We start from the raw sequence: 13,371 nt of genomic DNA, 5'->3' as shown, positions 1-13,371 counted from the left end.
TTGCTCAGCCCAGGTCGAACAGCAGGTCCGTGAGTTCTGCGTCCAGGCGGGCCGCGGCACCCCGGTCACCCTTCGCACGGGCCTCACGCAAGGCGTTGCACAGCGACTCCAGCCGGGGACGCACGTTCGCTGGCGCGGTCGCGATCCGTTCAGTCGCCGCGTTCAACAATGCGTCCGCGTCGGCATCCGGAGACACCGCGGGCGGAGCCACGGACACGGGTGCGGACAACGGCGTTGCCGACACAGGGGCCGCGCCCCACTCGCGAGCCAATCGCTCCTTCGCCTCCAGTCGCTGCTCCGGCCCCAGGCGCTGCGAGCGCTTGTCCACCACCAGCGTGGCCTCCTTGCCCGTGGAGACCACCCGCGTCGTCACGTCGAGGATGCCGTTGATGTCGTACGTGAACGTGACCGCGACCTTCTCCGACCCCGCGCGCCCGGGTGGCACGCCCTCCACCGTGTACGCGTCCAGCAGCAGGTTGTCCTTCACCAGCCGGGCCTCGCCCTGGAACACGCGGATCTCCACCGCGCGCTGCCCGTCCGCCGTCGTCGCGAAGGTCTCCGTGCGCGACACCGGCACCGTCGTGTTGCGCGGAATGAGCGGCGAGAAGACCCCGCCCACCCGCTCGCGCCCCACCGACGCCTGCACCTCCACGCCCAGCGTGAAGGGACACACGTCGGTGATCATGATGCCGTGCGCGGCGCTCACCGCGCCCGTCTTCAGCCCCGCCTGCAACGCGGCGCCCAGCGCCACCGCCTCGTCGGGGTGCACGCCGTCGCGAGGCTCGCGCCCGAAGTACTCGGCGACCAGCCGGCGCACCAACGGCACGCGCGAGCTTCCGCCCACCAGCACCACCTCCGCGATGGACTTCTTCGCCAGCTTCGCGTCCTTCAGCGCGCTCTCCATCGGCTCCAGCGTGGAGCGCACCAGGTCTGAGATCAGCGCCTCGAACCTCGCGCGCGTCACCTCCACCTCCAGCGACGCGGGCGTGCCACCCCGGCCCGGTGCGAGGAACGGCACGATGACCGGCGTGGCCTCCACGGACGTGAGCGCGATCTTCGCGGCCTCCGCCGCGGCCTTGAGCCGCACCTGCGCCGCCAGGTTCCCAACCAGCGACACGCCGTGAGCTCGCTCGAACTCCGCGCCCAACCACGCGGCCAGCGACTGGTCGAAGTCACTGCCTCCCAGCTGGTTGTTGCCCGCGGAGGCCTTCACGTCCAGCACGCCCTGGAACATCTCCAGCACCGACACGTCGAACGTGCCGCCGCCCAGGTCGTACACCAGCACGTACTGCTCGGCGTCCAGGTGGTTCACGCCGTACGCGAGCGCCGCGGCGGTGGGCTCGTTGAGCAGCCGCTCCACCTTGAGCCCCGCCAGTTCTCCCGCGTCCTTCGTCGCCTGTCGCTGCGCGTCGCTGAAGTAGGCGGGCACCGTGACCACGGCCTCCGTCACCGTGCCGCCCAGCGCCCGCTCCGCGTCCTCGCGCAGCGCACGCAGGATGAGCGCGGAGATCTCCGTGGGGCTGTAGCGCCGGTCCCCGAGCATCACCGGCAGGTCGCGGCCCATGCGCCGCTTCACCTCCGCGATGGTGCGCTCCGGATGCACGAGCAACTGCGCTCGCGCGGACTCGCCCACGTGGAGCCGACCCTCCGCGTCCAGCCCCACCACCGACGGCGTGAGGCGCTGCCCCAACCGGTTGGTGAGGAGGTTGGGACGGCCCGCGCTGTCGAGCGCGGCCACCAGGGAGTGCGTGGTGCCCAGATCAATGCCAACGACGTGACTCATGAGAAGTGAACCCAGGGCCTTTCGGCGAAGGACCGCGAGCGGCGGACTAGGACTCCGGCGGCGTCCACGGCTGCGCGGGCACGGCGACGGTGGCGGCTTCCGATGCCGCGTACATGCGGCGCAGCTGATCCAGCCCCTCTTCGCCGATCCCCGCCTCGCGAGCGATCTCCATCGCGCGCTCCGGCGATGCGTGGGTCACCCACTTCCACTTGTACGAAGCGATGAGCCCCGCGATGCAGGACAGCGCGAGCACGCCTGGGACGATGGCGTCCGTCTGCTCGTGATCGCCGAAGGCGACGAAGCCGACGACGAGCGAGATGAGCCCCGCGACGATGAACAGGAAGCGCGCCCACGCCACGAGCACGGACTTGCCGCTCATGGGGATGGCCTGCCCGCGCCAGCCATCGCCCTCCTCCGCCGTGACGAGCCAGCCCTCCAGCGGGATGAGCGGCACGAAGTTGATGTGACCGAACTTCGTCGCGACGAAGCCCAGGCCTGGAATCTCATCGACCTTGCCAAAGAGCCTCGAACCGAAAATGACCATGTGCTTCCCCCTCAAAACCGTCGCGCCGTGCCGCGAAGGCACCCGGGCGCGTGCGCGCGAATCCTGCGGCACCCGGGCGAACACGCGCAATCCCCCGCCCCGGGTAGGACAGCGCCTCACGACTCCGTGGGCCACCGCCCTCCAGAACATACGGACCAAGCGGGAAAGACTGGTTCCGTAACACCCTGAGTGCGCTCAGGGCCGATGCACGCAGCGGAACCCCACCCCCGTCAGGCCATTCTTTGGATAGGCGAGCCCCCGGTGCGCGGACCGGAACAGGGAAGGCATGTGATTGAGCCAGGAGCCCCCACGGTGGACGGGCTTCTCCGGCACGCCGGAGGCTTCGGGAGGCGCGTCCTCGCCCAGCCGCTCCTGGTAGCCGGTGGCGGTCCACTGCCACACGTTCCCGGCCATGTCGCAAAGCCCCCAGCCGTTGCATCGCGGCCCGGCATGGACCACCGGAGCCGTGCCGCCAAGGCAGCCTCGCGACTTGCACGACACCGAGCCGACCACGTGCTCCGCGTCGAACGACTCGCCCCACCAGAAGGCGGAGGCAGTCGAGGCACGCACGGCGTACTCCCACTCCGCCTCCGTGGGCAGTGCACCCCCCACGAGCTCGCAGTAGGCCCGTGCGGCGCGCCAGTCCACGCAGTTCACCGGATGGTCCGTGCGCTCGGAGTCCAGGTTGCAGCGGCCGAGCCACTCACCCGGGGTCTCCGCGTCGCTCCACCAGCGCGCCTGCGGATCCTTCGCGCGCACCTGCTCACGTCGAGCCGCGAAGGCCCGCGCCGTCACGGGCGTCACGTCCATCTGGAAGCGCTCGAACGCGACCTCCGTCCGGGGCCCTTCGTCCACATCCCGACCGGGCTCCCCCGCCGGTGAGCCCATCTCGAAATGCCCGGCCGGCAACCACACCGACTCAGGCGGGGGCACGGGCTCCACGCGGGAGCTGCGTGGAGCCGTGCCTTCTTTCGCTGTTCCACAGCCCGCCATGAACACAAGGAGGGCGACGCCCGAACGGACCCGGAAGGAAGTCGAAGTCATCCGGGGGACTATCGCTCCACGCCCTCCAGCAACGACAGGATGAAGGCGCCGTACGCATCCTTCATCGGCAGCTCGTAGTCCACCTTGATGCGGCGGCGCTCCGCGAGGACCGTCTCCCCCGTCCTCGGGTCGCGGGCCTCCTTCGCGTACGTCTCCCGGTAGAGCCCCGTCCCGCGCTTCTGCCAGTTCGGCACGTCGTTGAAGTTCACGCCCCGCTGGAAGAGCAGCTCGTTCTTCTCCGCCACCGACAAGCGCGTGAGCATGCTCGTGGCCTCCGCCACATTCTTCCCTTCGCGGCGCAGGCTCCAATAGCAGTGCGCGTTCAGCGCGTTCCGGACCGCGTCCTCGTTGCGCCAGCGGAAGTAGTCGCGCACGAGCCCCGCGTTCGGCAGCTCGCAGATGCGGCAGTCGAACACGGCCAGGTCCCCCAGGAGCAGCGAGAACTTCGCGCTCGCCTCTCCCGCGAGGATGGAGTTGAGCTTGCGCGTCTTGCGCCCGAAGGCGTCCTCGTCCGGGTGGAAGAGCAGCGAGATTTCGTCGCTCTGCGTGTAGCCGTAGACGACCCGGAAGCCGCAGTCCATCAGGTGCCCGGTCGTCGCGACCATCAGGTCGCGCACGCGCACGTCGAAGGGGCTCTCGAAGGCGTGCACCTCCTTCGTGAGCCGCGTGAAGCCGCGCCCATCGATGCGCGCCACCATGAACACGCCGGGCAGCACGCACAGGTCGTGCGCGGTCTCGAACACGCGCATCTTCTCGTCCAGCTCATCGAACTTCACGTTGCCACTCCTCCACGGTGAAACCGTCCGGCCCCAGCCGGACGAAGAAAAGCGCGTCGAAGCCCTCCTCGGGATTGGGGACCTGCAATCGCTTGTACGTCCCGAGCACGCCCACCAGCGGCACCCGCTGCTCCACCGGGCGCTGATCATTCCGCAGGAGCGCGTCCGCGACCTTCGACTGGAAGTAGAGCCCCACCACGCGGAAGCCGAACTGCTTCGCGGCCGCGATGTAGCGAGAGCGCTCCGCCACCGTGGGGTTGGTGTTGTCCACCACGAAGGGCTGCTTCGCTTCCAGGCACGCGCGCAGCAGCACCTTCTCCCGGTGCCGCGTCTTGAGCATGTCCAGGCTCAGGCGGACGTGCGTGGTGAAGAGGCGCTCCCGGTAGAAGCTGCTCTTCCCCGCCCCCTGGATGCCCGTGAAGATGACCGCTTCCATGCCGCCCCTCCCTCCCACGAAGGCCGCTCGCGGGGACTTGGAGACGCTCAGGCGCGGGGAAACCCGACAGGCCCCCGGACGCCCGCCCGCCAGCGGCTACACGACAGCGCCCCTTCCAGAAGGTGGACCCGGCCGGGCTGGCTGTTGTATCCCCAGAGTGCCGGAGCGGTCCGGGTGAACGCCGGCCATCGCAGGCATGGATGGCGGGAGGAAAGTCCGGGCTCCAGAGGGCAGGGTGCTGGCTAACGGCCAGTCGAGGCGACTCGCAGGAAAGTGCCACAGAAAACAGACCGCCCGTTCCCGCAAGGGGGCGGGTAAGGGTGAAACGGTGCGGTAAGAGCGCACCGCGTCCGGGGTGACTCGGACGGCACGGTAAACCCCACCTGGAGCAAGAGCCAATAGGAGCGCGTCCCCGAAAGGGGACAGGGATGGCCCGTCCCATGCGTTCGGGTTGCTCGCTGATGAGGTCCCTGGGCAACCAGGGCCCTAGATGAATGTTCGCCGCCCATCCCGAAAGGGGTGGGGACAGAACCCGGCTTACAGGGCCGCTCCGGTTTTTTCCCTGTTACTTGCCCACGGGGACCTGCGCCAACAGCAGGCGCCCCCGGCCGTCGTTGCGCACCGCCTCCGGGTTGGTGATGGGCAGCCGTGCGTCGTTGCGCGGCTCCCACAACCCCATCCACACGTTGACCGCGCGCGGCGACGCGCCCTGCGGCAGGGCGATGACGAACTCGTCCTTCACCGTCTCCCCCACCTTCCACTGCGTGGTGGGGTACAGGCCGCCCGCGGGCTTGTGGTCCACGTTGAGGCGCTCCATGCGCCCGTCCGCGTCCTCCAAGTGCACGAAGACGAGGTAGTCCTCTTCAATCGGCTGGAGCACCTTGAAGAAGACGGTGACGCGCGCCTGGTCTCCCACGGGGATGCGGCCCGGCTGCACGGACGCGCCCACCACCTCCACCTTGCCGCCCAGGTTGGCGCCGCTGCGGATGGACAGCGGGGGCACCTGGGCAACGGTGGCCGCGCGGCGCTCCTGGTCGCTGGCCCCACCGGGGGCCTCCACGATGCAGGCGCTGGAAGTCCCAAGGAGGACGGAGGCGGTCAACAGGACGTTCAGGGGCGGAAGGCGCATGACGGAGGCCTGTTCTACCCGGCCACGGGCGCTGCATCCAACTGCGCGTTGGTGTATGCGGAGCGGCGATGAAGACCCCGAGCCCCCTCGACGCACTCCTGGCGCAGGCGCCCCCCGCCCCCTCCCCCGCCCCTACCCCCGGCGGCGGGACGACGCAGCCGGGCACGGGCACCCCGCCGGACACCGGACTCACCGGCGGCGAAGTGGTGGGCATTGGCGGCGCGGCCCTCTTCGTCGTCCTGGCCCTCGTGGCGGCGCGCAAGCTCTTCGGCAGGAAGCGCGTGCCGGAAGCCCCCGGGAAGCCCCAGGTGGAGGCGCCCCAGCTGCCCGAGGAGCGCCCCGAGCTGCGCGTGGAGCTGCCGCCCAACGAGGCGGAGCTCGCCCGGCGCCGGGACCTGGACGACGCCCACGCGCGCATGGACGAGCTGCGCCGCCAGCGCGAGACGGCCTCGTTCGCCGCCCACGCCGCGAAGGATTCGGCGGAGAAGGCCCGGCTGGAGGCGGAGGTCCGCGCCCTCAAGGAGCGTGAGGAGGAGGCCAAGCGCGTCGAATACCGCGCCAAGAAGGCGCTCGACGACGAGACGCGCGAGCGCCGCAAGCGGGAGCAGGTCGAAGCGGTGCGCCTGCGCGATGAGGCCGTCGCCCAGGAGGCCGCCCAGGCGGAGGCCGCCCGTCAGGCCGAGGCCGCCGTGGCGCGCGCCAAGGTGGAGGCGGAGGGCGGCCGCACCCTGGCGCAGGGGCTGGACCGCACGAAGAACCAGGGCTTCATGGCGCGGCTCAACGGCCTGTTCGGCGGACAGCGCACCATGGACGACTCCGTCCTGTCGGAGCTGGAGGAGATCCTCTTCACCGCCGACATCGGCGTGCGCACCGCGGACCACCTGGTGGAGGTGGCGCGCGACAAGCTCAAGCGCGCGGAGCTGAAGGACCCGGAGCGCATCAAGGGCGCCATCCGCGACGAGGTGGCGCGCATGGTGGACCTGCCCGTGCCGCGTTCGCTTACGGGCGGTGGCCCGCCGCACGTGGTGATGGTGGTGGGCGTGAATGGCGCCGGGAAGACGACGACCATCGGCAAGCTGGCCGCGCAGCTCACCGGCCAGGGCAAGAAGGTGGTGCTCGCCGCGGGTGACACCTTCCGCGCTGCCGCCACGGAGCAGCTGGACGTGTGGGCCGAGCGTGCGGGCGCCCAGCTGGTGAAGGGCCCGGACGGCGGCGACCCGAGCGCCGTCATCTTCGAGGCGGTGAAGAAGGCGAAGGAGGAAGGCGCGGACGTCATCATCGCGGACACCGCGGGCCGGCTGCACACCAAGGCCCCGCTCATGGAGGAGCTCAAGAAGGTCAAGCGCGTGATGGACAAGGCGCTGCCCGGAGCGCCCCATGAAATCCTGCTCGTGCTGGACTCCACCAACGGACAGAACGCCATCCAGCAGGCCAAGCAGTTCCACGAGGCCGTGGGCATCAGCTCCATCGCGCTCACCAAGCTGGACGGCACCGCCAAGGGCGGCGTCATCATCGGCATCTGCGACGAGCTGAAGCTGCCCGTGGTCTGGGTGGGCGTGGGCGAGAAGATCGCCGACCTGCGCCGCTTCGAGCCGCGCGAGTTCGTGCAGGCGCTGTTCGACTGAACCGCCCTACTGCCCCATCAGCTGGGGCAGGAGTTGCTCCAAGAGCTGCTGCGTCTGGGCGTCCAGCTTCACGCCGCCCATGTCGCCGCCCATGGCCTCCATCAACCCCTGGAGGTCCGCCGCGCCCAGGTCCTCGTCGCCGTGGGCCTCCTCCCACCAGCGCGTGCGCAGCTGCGTCAGCGCCTTCGCGTTCGCGGGGCTCGCCTTCGCCAGCTCCTGCGTGAAGCACGCCTTGCACGCCCACTTGAAGCGGTACGTGTCCACGTACGCGCGCAGGGCCTTGAGGAAGGCGCTGTCCCCCACCAGCTTGCGCGACGCGTGGTGCAACAGCGGCGCCTTTCCGTACACGAGCGCGCCGTACTCCAGCTCGCCGCCGTCGAAGTCGCCCGTGGGCCGGTCCGCGCGGCCGTCGCTGCCGCCCGTCAGCCGGAAGAACTGGTAGGGCATCACCAGGGCCTCGTTGCGCAGGGACTCGGCGGCCTCCGGGCCGTGGGCCCATTCCATGTAGAGGAGCGCCGCGTACTGCGCCAGGGACTCATCCACCACCGGGTCGTGGATGGGGTCCGAGCCCACGAGCCCCGCGAAGTACTGGTGCGCCACCTCGTGCGCCACGGTGAACTCCAGCGTGCGCTCCAGGGACGCCCCCACCTGCGAGCCCACCTGCGCCAGCATCCCCGCGCCGCCCTGCGCGTTCAGCATCTCCTGGAAGGCCTCCATGCCGGGCATGCCCACCAGCATGGACAGCGGGTCCTGCTTGGCGCGGTAGAGGGACGTGCCCACCGTCACCAGCCCTGGGAACTCCATGCCGCCCGCGCCGCCGCTCAAGGGCGCCTGCACCACACGGAAGTGGGTGTAGGGCAGCGGGCCCAGCCGCTTCTCGAACTCCGTCAGGGCCTGCGACGCGTACTTGAGCACGCGCTTGCCAACCGCCGCGTCCCGCGCCGCGAAGTGGCTCTCCACCGTGACGCCGTTCACCGTGGCGGTGGCGGACTGGTAGCCGCGCGTCACCAGCACCGGGAAGTCGCGCACCGCCGCCGCCGCGAAGCTGTAGCGCACCCGGCCGTCGCGCTCGGGCACCGCGCCCATGGGCGTCCCGGTGGTGTGCGCAGCCCAGCCTGACGGCACCGTGAGCGTGGCCAGCACGTGCGCGGGCTCGTACAGCGCCAGGTCCCCCGTGCCCTGCGGGCCGGCCCACGGCTGACCCTGGTCATCCATGGGAGGCACCTGCGGCACCACGCCCACCAGGCTCATCACGTCCGCCGTGGCGGAGAAGGCCCCGTGGTCGTCCGAGCCCCCCTTCGCGCCGCCGCCCAGAAGCCCGCCCGAGCCCAGCAGCGACTCCGCGCCCGGCGCCGCCTTGGGCACCGTGCCCTTCAGCGAGACCTCCAGCGACACCGTGCCGCCCGGGGGCACCGGCGGCTCTACCGTGATGCGCTGCAACGTGGGCTCCGGTCCCAGCTCCAGCGCCACGGCCTTCCCATTGAGCTTCGCGCCGGAGAGCGTCACCTGGCGGGAGCGGGTGTTGGGCGTCAGCCGCAGGTACAGCTCCGTCACCGGCTTGGGGCCCTTGGCCACCAGCTCCACCTGCACCTTGCCCCAGACGCGCCGCTCCTTCGGCTCCACCTCCAGTTGCACGCGGTAGAGCGGCACGGACTCCAGCGGCCCCAGCGCCCGCGCGGCCCGGTCCCGCTCCTCCGGCCTCAGGTGCTGGAGGCACAGCTGCACCTCCGGCGCCACGCTGCCCGCGCCCGGGATGGCGGGAGCGGCGGGGGCGGGAGGTGTCGCCGCGACCACGGGGCCCGCGGCCAGCGCGCACAGCAGCCACCATCCGGGGAAGGTCCGCATGGGGGCATGCTAATTGACCCCGTCCAGGGCCGCTCGCTACAAGCCTCCGGGTGCGCCACTCGCGAACGTTGACCCTCTCCGCCGCCGCGCTGAGCCTCCTGGCCTGCGCGAAGCAGGTTCCCCCGTCCACCGCCGCCGCGCCGCCCCAACCGCGCTCGGTCCAGTTGCTGACCTCCACGCCGGAGCGCGAGACGGCCCGCCTGGAGCAGCGGCGCGAGGACGTGGAGGTGGACACCCGCGAGGGCGAGCGCACGCCGCGCGTCGTCGCCACCGGGGAGACGCCTCAGCTGCTGCTGGACGGCGCCAAGGCGAGCCTGTGCGGGGACGCGGACTGCAAGCAGGGCTTCGCCGTGGACAACTTCCTCCTGCTGGAGGTGCTGGACACGAAGGGGAAGGTGTCGCGCCGCGCCGCCGTGGGCTTCGCGGACAGCGTCTTCGTCGGCAACGAGCAGGTGGACAACGTGGGCCGCCGCGCCTTCAGCTTCGAGGCCAACGAAGTGGACCTCAGCGGCCTGCTGCCGGAGTCCGAACCCTTCCGCCTCCGCGCCACCGCGCTGGACTACTGGGGCGTGGGACGCGTGACGAACGTCTTCCTGCGGCTGGAACCCGGCGCGGGCCGCGCCGAGGACGACCTGCGGGGCCACTGAGCGGCCCCGAGGCTCTGAAGCAGGGGCGGACGCGGACGTCCGCCCCGCGCGTCGTCAGAAGCGCATGCCGTTCGCGGGCATCGCCGGGCGCAGGCCCGAGAACCCGATGTCGCCGTCACACGTCCCGCCGCACACTTCGTTCGGGGTGAGCTCCGCGGGGCCCCGGGTCACCGCGTAGGCGCCAGCGCCCGCCGCGGCGGCGGCCACCACGCCCACGCCCACCCAGACGTACCACTTCTGGTACCAGGACTTGCTGGTGCTCTCCTTCACCTCCGGCGGCTGCTCGGTGCCCAGCGCCAGACCCGGCTGGTCCACCGGCGGCTCCGCGGGCTTCGAGGGCTCCAGCACCGTCGAGCGCGGCGCATCGTCCGCCTGAGCCACCGCCGTCGGGACATCCGAGGAGGGACGCAGCCGCCCCTCCACGACATAGAGCTGGCCGGCGCGCACGGTGATGTTCTTCACGTCCTTGAGCCCCGGCGCGCGGAACTCGATGACGTGAGGCCCCTGCGAAAGGGGGTAGTTCTCCATGTTGGTGGTGCCCACGCGCGTCCCGTCCACGTACACCCCCACGCGGGGCACGTCCGCGCGCAGGGTGGCGAAGCCCGTGGCCGCTTCCAGCGAGATGATCAGCTCCGTGGTCAGCCCCGGCGCCAGCGTCACCTGCTGGTTGAATTCCGAATAGTTCTGACGGCGGGCGATGACGGTGTGCTCCCCCGGCGTCAGCTCCAGCGGCGTCTGCGGGTTCACTTCCTCGCCGTCCACCATCACCTTCGCGCCGCGCGCGTTGCTGCCCAGCTTGAGCGCGAGCGTGGCCTTCGCGGGGACCGGGTCCTCGACGGTGGCCGTGGCGGCGTTCTTGCCCGTCTTGCCCTTGCGCGCGCCAACCTTCTCCTTCTTGGGCGGCGTCTTGCGCTTGGCCGTCGGCTTCGGCGGCTTCGCGGGCTTGGTCTTGGTGCCCTTGGACTTCGTGGGCTTCGTCTCCGAGGGGCCCAGGAGATCATCAATGTCCTGGGCGAACGCCGCGGACGGCAGGGCCAGGGTGGCGACGAGCGACAGGATGGCGAAGCGGCGAAGACTCATGTCGGGCCGAAGGTTAGAGAGTCATCCCAGGGGAAGCAAACACCGTCCCACCGGGACGTCCGTTGGGAGAATATCCGCGCCCCATGCACCGCGCCCTCGTCACCCTCCCCCTTGGCCTCTGTGTCCTCTCGCTCGCGGCCTGTCCGGGCAAGGCCCCACCCCGGGTGGAGACCCACGCCGCCTCCCTGCCGCCGCCCATCCACGTGCCGCCCGGCTGTGAGAAGGACCTGTCCGGCGACTACCACCACGCGCAGAACCCGGCCTTCCGCTACCTGGGTCAGGATGACGGCCGCACCCTGTCGCTCGCGGTGGTGCGCGCGTGGGCGGACGGCGGCGTGGAGTCCCCGGACGCGGGCTCCGTGGGAATCGTCCTCACCCGGACACCCGAGGGCTTCGTGGGCGAGACGCGCGCCACCGGCTTCAGCGCCTCCGGGACGCCCTGCCCCGTCGCCTTCCCCACGGAGGCCGTGGCCTGCACCAACGCCGGCCTCACGCTGAGGGCCGCGTCCAGCACCGCCATCGACGAGGGCTGCCGTCCCGCGACCTCCGGCCCCGCGCCCGTGCGCCAGGAACAGGTGCTGCTGCGAGGCGCGCCCGACGCGGGCCTGTAGGCCCCCCGAGCCATAAGCCGGAAAAGCACCGCGCCGCCCTCCCCGCCTGGAGTCCAGGAGGGAAGCGGCGGCGCGAGGTGAACAGCGGAAGCGGTGTGAACGGCTCAGGCCGCCTGACGCGGCTGTTCCTCGGAGGACGTCACCGCGGGGGCGGCGTCCGGCACCTTCGTCCGGCGGCCCGCCAGACCCTGCATCAGGCTGGACATGCCCACGTAGAGGAAGCCCGCCAGGAACAGGATGATGAAGGGCACCGACGTGTAGATGCGCGAGTCGATGGCGAACCACAGCGCCCCGGTGAAGTACGCGGCGAAGAGCAGCTCCACCACCGGCATCAGCGTCTTGCTGCCCCGGTAGCTCTTCTTCACGGCCTTGACGTTCTTGCCCTCGGCGCCCGTCTTCGGCGTGCGCGCGAACCCCGACTGCTGGTTGAGCAGCGCCTCGCCCACGGCCTTCGCGTTGTTGATGGCCAGGCCGATGCCCAGGCTCATCAGGAAGGGCAGGTACTTGAAGCGCTCCCAGCCCTTCACGCCGCGCTCGCGCTGGGCGGCCACGTAGAAGACGCAGACGCTGGCCGTCGCGGTGATGAAGAACGGCAGGTCCAGGAACAGCGTGCCGTACAGGCCGTGCTGGAAGCGCACCACCATGCTGATGGGCATCAGCACGGACAGGAGCACCATCAACAGGTAGGCCATGTTGTTGGTGAGGTGGAAGAAGGCCTCGCGCTTCACCAGGAGCGGCAGGTCGCTCTTGAGGATGGTGGGCAGCAGCTTCTTCGCCGTCTGGATGGAGCCCTTGGCCCAGCGGTGCTGCTGGCTCTTGAAGGCGTTCATGTCCACCGGCACCTCCGCCGGGGAGATGACCTCCGGCAGGAAGATGAACTGCCAGCCCTTCAGCTGGGCGCGGTAGGACAGGTCCAGGTCTTCCGTGAGCGTGTCGTGCTGCCAGCCGCCCGCGTCGCCAATGGTCGCGCGGCGCCAGATGCCCGCGGTGCCGTTGAAGTTGAAGAAGCAGCCGGCGCGGTTGCGCGCGGTGTGCTCGATGATGAAGTGGCCGTCCAGGAAGATGCTCTGCGCCTGCGTGAGGATGGAGAACTCACGGTTCAGGTGGCCCCAGCGCACCTGCACCATGCCCACCTTCGCGTCCGCGAAGAAGGGCACCGTGCGCATCAGGAAGTCGGGGCTGGGCACGAAGTCCGCGTCGAACACCGCCACGTACTCGCCCGAGGCCAGCTTGAGGCCGTTCTCCAGCGCGCCCGCCTTGAAGCCCTGGCGGTTGACGCGGTGGATGTAGACGATGTCGTGGCCCTTCTGACGGTGGCGCTCCACGCACGCACGCGCGATACCGCACGTCTCGTCCGTGGAGTCGTCCAGCAGCTGGATCTCCAGCAGCTCGCGCGGGTAGTCGATGCGGCACACCGACTCCACCAGGCGCTCCACCACGTACATCTCGTTGAAGATGGGCAGCTGGATGGTGACCTTGGGCAGCGCCTTCAGCGTGCCGTTGGGCGTCGGCAGCTTGAACTTGTGGCGGTAATACAAAAACGCCATGCGGTAGCGGTGGGAGCCGTAGACTCCCAGCACGCTCAGCAAGCTGAAGTAGACTGCCAGGAAGATGATCTCAACGGTGGTCATCGGTGACGCTCAGCCCCTCCCGCTGGCACTGGCGCCAGCGGTCCTACCAGACGTGGCGGCATGCCGACCGACTGCTCACGCTGACCGCCGCCTGTGGGTCTGCTGAGCCCCGCCCCGTATGTGCCCGAAAAGACTGGGCTTTGACCTTCCGGCTACTGATCGCCGGCGGACAATAGGGAGCGACCCGGGTCGTGTCAAACTATTCCCCGGATTCGAGAGG

12 protein-coding genes and 1 other RNA gene are annotated in these 13,371 nt (G+C 70.4%); 4 read left to right on the top strand and 9 right to left on the bottom strand.

From position 1 onward, the window contains the following. Positions 1-4: 4 nt before the first annotated feature. From D7Y04_RS22910 to D7Y04_RS22890, 5 genes are all read right to left on the bottom strand, one after another. Positions 5-1,783, bottom strand: coding sequence for an Hsp70 family protein (locus D7Y04_RS22910; protein ID WP_121760704.1), 1,779 nt, complete (start codon positions 1,781-1,783; stop codon positions 5-7). Between the two features lie 46 nt (positions 1,784-1,829). Continuing rightward, positions 1,830-2,327, bottom strand: a complete 498-nt coding sequence (locus D7Y04_RS22905) for a hypothetical protein (protein WP_121760703.1) — start codon at positions 2,325-2,327, stop codon at positions 1,830-1,832. A 195-nt stretch (positions 2,328-2,522) separates the two neighbouring features. Continuing rightward, positions 2,523-3,260 (bottom strand): SUMF1/EgtB/PvdO family nonheme iron enzyme, encoded by a 738-nt coding sequence (locus tag D7Y04_RS22900; protein ID WP_158627578.1) that lies wholly within the window; start codon positions 3,258-3,260, stop codon positions 2,523-2,525. Positions 3,261-3,379: 119 nt separating this feature from the next. Next, the gene (locus tag D7Y04_RS22895) at positions 3,380-4,147 is read right to left on the bottom strand and encodes a tRNA(His) guanylyltransferase Thg1 family protein (RefSeq protein WP_120600105.1); all 768 of its coding nucleotides are present in this window, start codon (positions 4,145-4,147) and stop codon (positions 3,380-3,382) included. Next, complete coding sequence (locus tag D7Y04_RS22890; RefSeq protein WP_121760701.1) at positions 4,134-4,583, bottom strand: AAA family ATPase; 450 nt, start codon at positions 4,581-4,583, stop codon at positions 4,134-4,136. The genes D7Y04_RS22895 and D7Y04_RS22890 overlap by 14 nt, the downstream gene beginning before the upstream one ends. Before the next feature lie 162 nt (positions 4,584-4,745). Here D7Y04_RS22890 and rnpB point away from each other — a divergent pair. Continuing rightward, positions 4,746-5,139: RNase P RNA component class A (gene rnpB / locus D7Y04_RS22885), an RNA gene on the top strand. Positions 5,140-5,148: 9 nt separating this feature from the next. On the opposite strand, the gene D7Y04_RS22880 is transcribed toward rnpB, so the two are convergent. Next, positions 5,149-5,712: a hypothetical protein gene (locus tag D7Y04_RS22880; RefSeq protein ID WP_120579711.1), complete on the bottom strand. Its 564-nt coding sequence runs from the start codon at positions 5,710-5,712 to the stop codon at positions 5,149-5,151. Between the two features lie 68 nt (positions 5,713-5,780). On the opposite strand from D7Y04_RS22880, the gene ftsY reads away from it, so the two are divergent. After that, a complete protein-coding gene (gene ftsY / locus D7Y04_RS22875) occupies positions 5,781-7,337 on the top strand; it encodes a signal recognition particle-docking protein FtsY (protein WP_121760700.1) in 1,557 nt (518 codons plus the stop codon). 6 nt (positions 7,338-7,343) lie between these two features. Here the strand turns inward: ftsY and D7Y04_RS22870 are convergent, their stop codons facing one another. Further along, entirely contained in the window at positions 7,344-9,182 is a 1,839-nt protein-coding gene (locus tag D7Y04_RS22870) for a M1 family aminopeptidase (RefSeq protein ID WP_121760699.1), read from the bottom strand. 50 nt (positions 9,183-9,232) lie between these two features. On the opposite strand from D7Y04_RS22870, the gene D7Y04_RS22865 reads away from it, so the two are divergent. Continuing rightward, positions 9,233-9,829: a hypothetical protein gene (locus tag D7Y04_RS22865; protein WP_120599494.1), complete on the top strand. Its 597-nt coding sequence runs from the start codon at positions 9,233-9,235 to the stop codon at positions 9,827-9,829. 54 nt (positions 9,830-9,883) lie between these two features. On the opposite strand, the gene D7Y04_RS22860 is transcribed toward D7Y04_RS22865, so the two are convergent. Beyond that, positions 9,884-10,909, bottom strand: coding sequence for a PEGA domain-containing protein (locus D7Y04_RS22860; RefSeq protein WP_121760698.1), 1,026 nt, complete (start codon positions 10,907-10,909; stop codon positions 9,884-9,886). An 83-nt stretch (positions 10,910-10,992) separates the two neighbouring features. Here D7Y04_RS22860 and D7Y04_RS22855 point away from each other — a divergent pair, with 83 nt between their 5' ends. Then, complete coding sequence (locus tag D7Y04_RS22855) at positions 10,993-11,520, top strand: hypothetical protein (protein ID WP_121760697.1); 528 nt, start codon at positions 10,993-10,995, stop codon at positions 11,518-11,520. Between the two features lie 104 nt (positions 11,521-11,624). Here D7Y04_RS22855 and D7Y04_RS22850 read toward each other — a convergent pair whose 3' ends face one another. Then, positions 11,625-13,151 (bottom strand): cellulose synthase family protein, encoded by a 1,527-nt coding sequence (locus D7Y04_RS22850; RefSeq protein WP_120599491.1) that lies wholly within the window; start codon positions 13,149-13,151, stop codon positions 11,625-11,627. Positions 13,152-13,371: the final 220 nt, after the last annotated feature.

Origin of the sequence: Corallococcus sp. AB038B (assembly GCF_003668955.1) — a bacterium.
GTDB lineage: Bacteria > Myxococcota > Myxococcia > Myxococcales > Myxococcaceae > Corallococcus > Corallococcus exiguus.
This window is presented reverse-complemented; position numbering and strand designations above follow the sequence as displayed.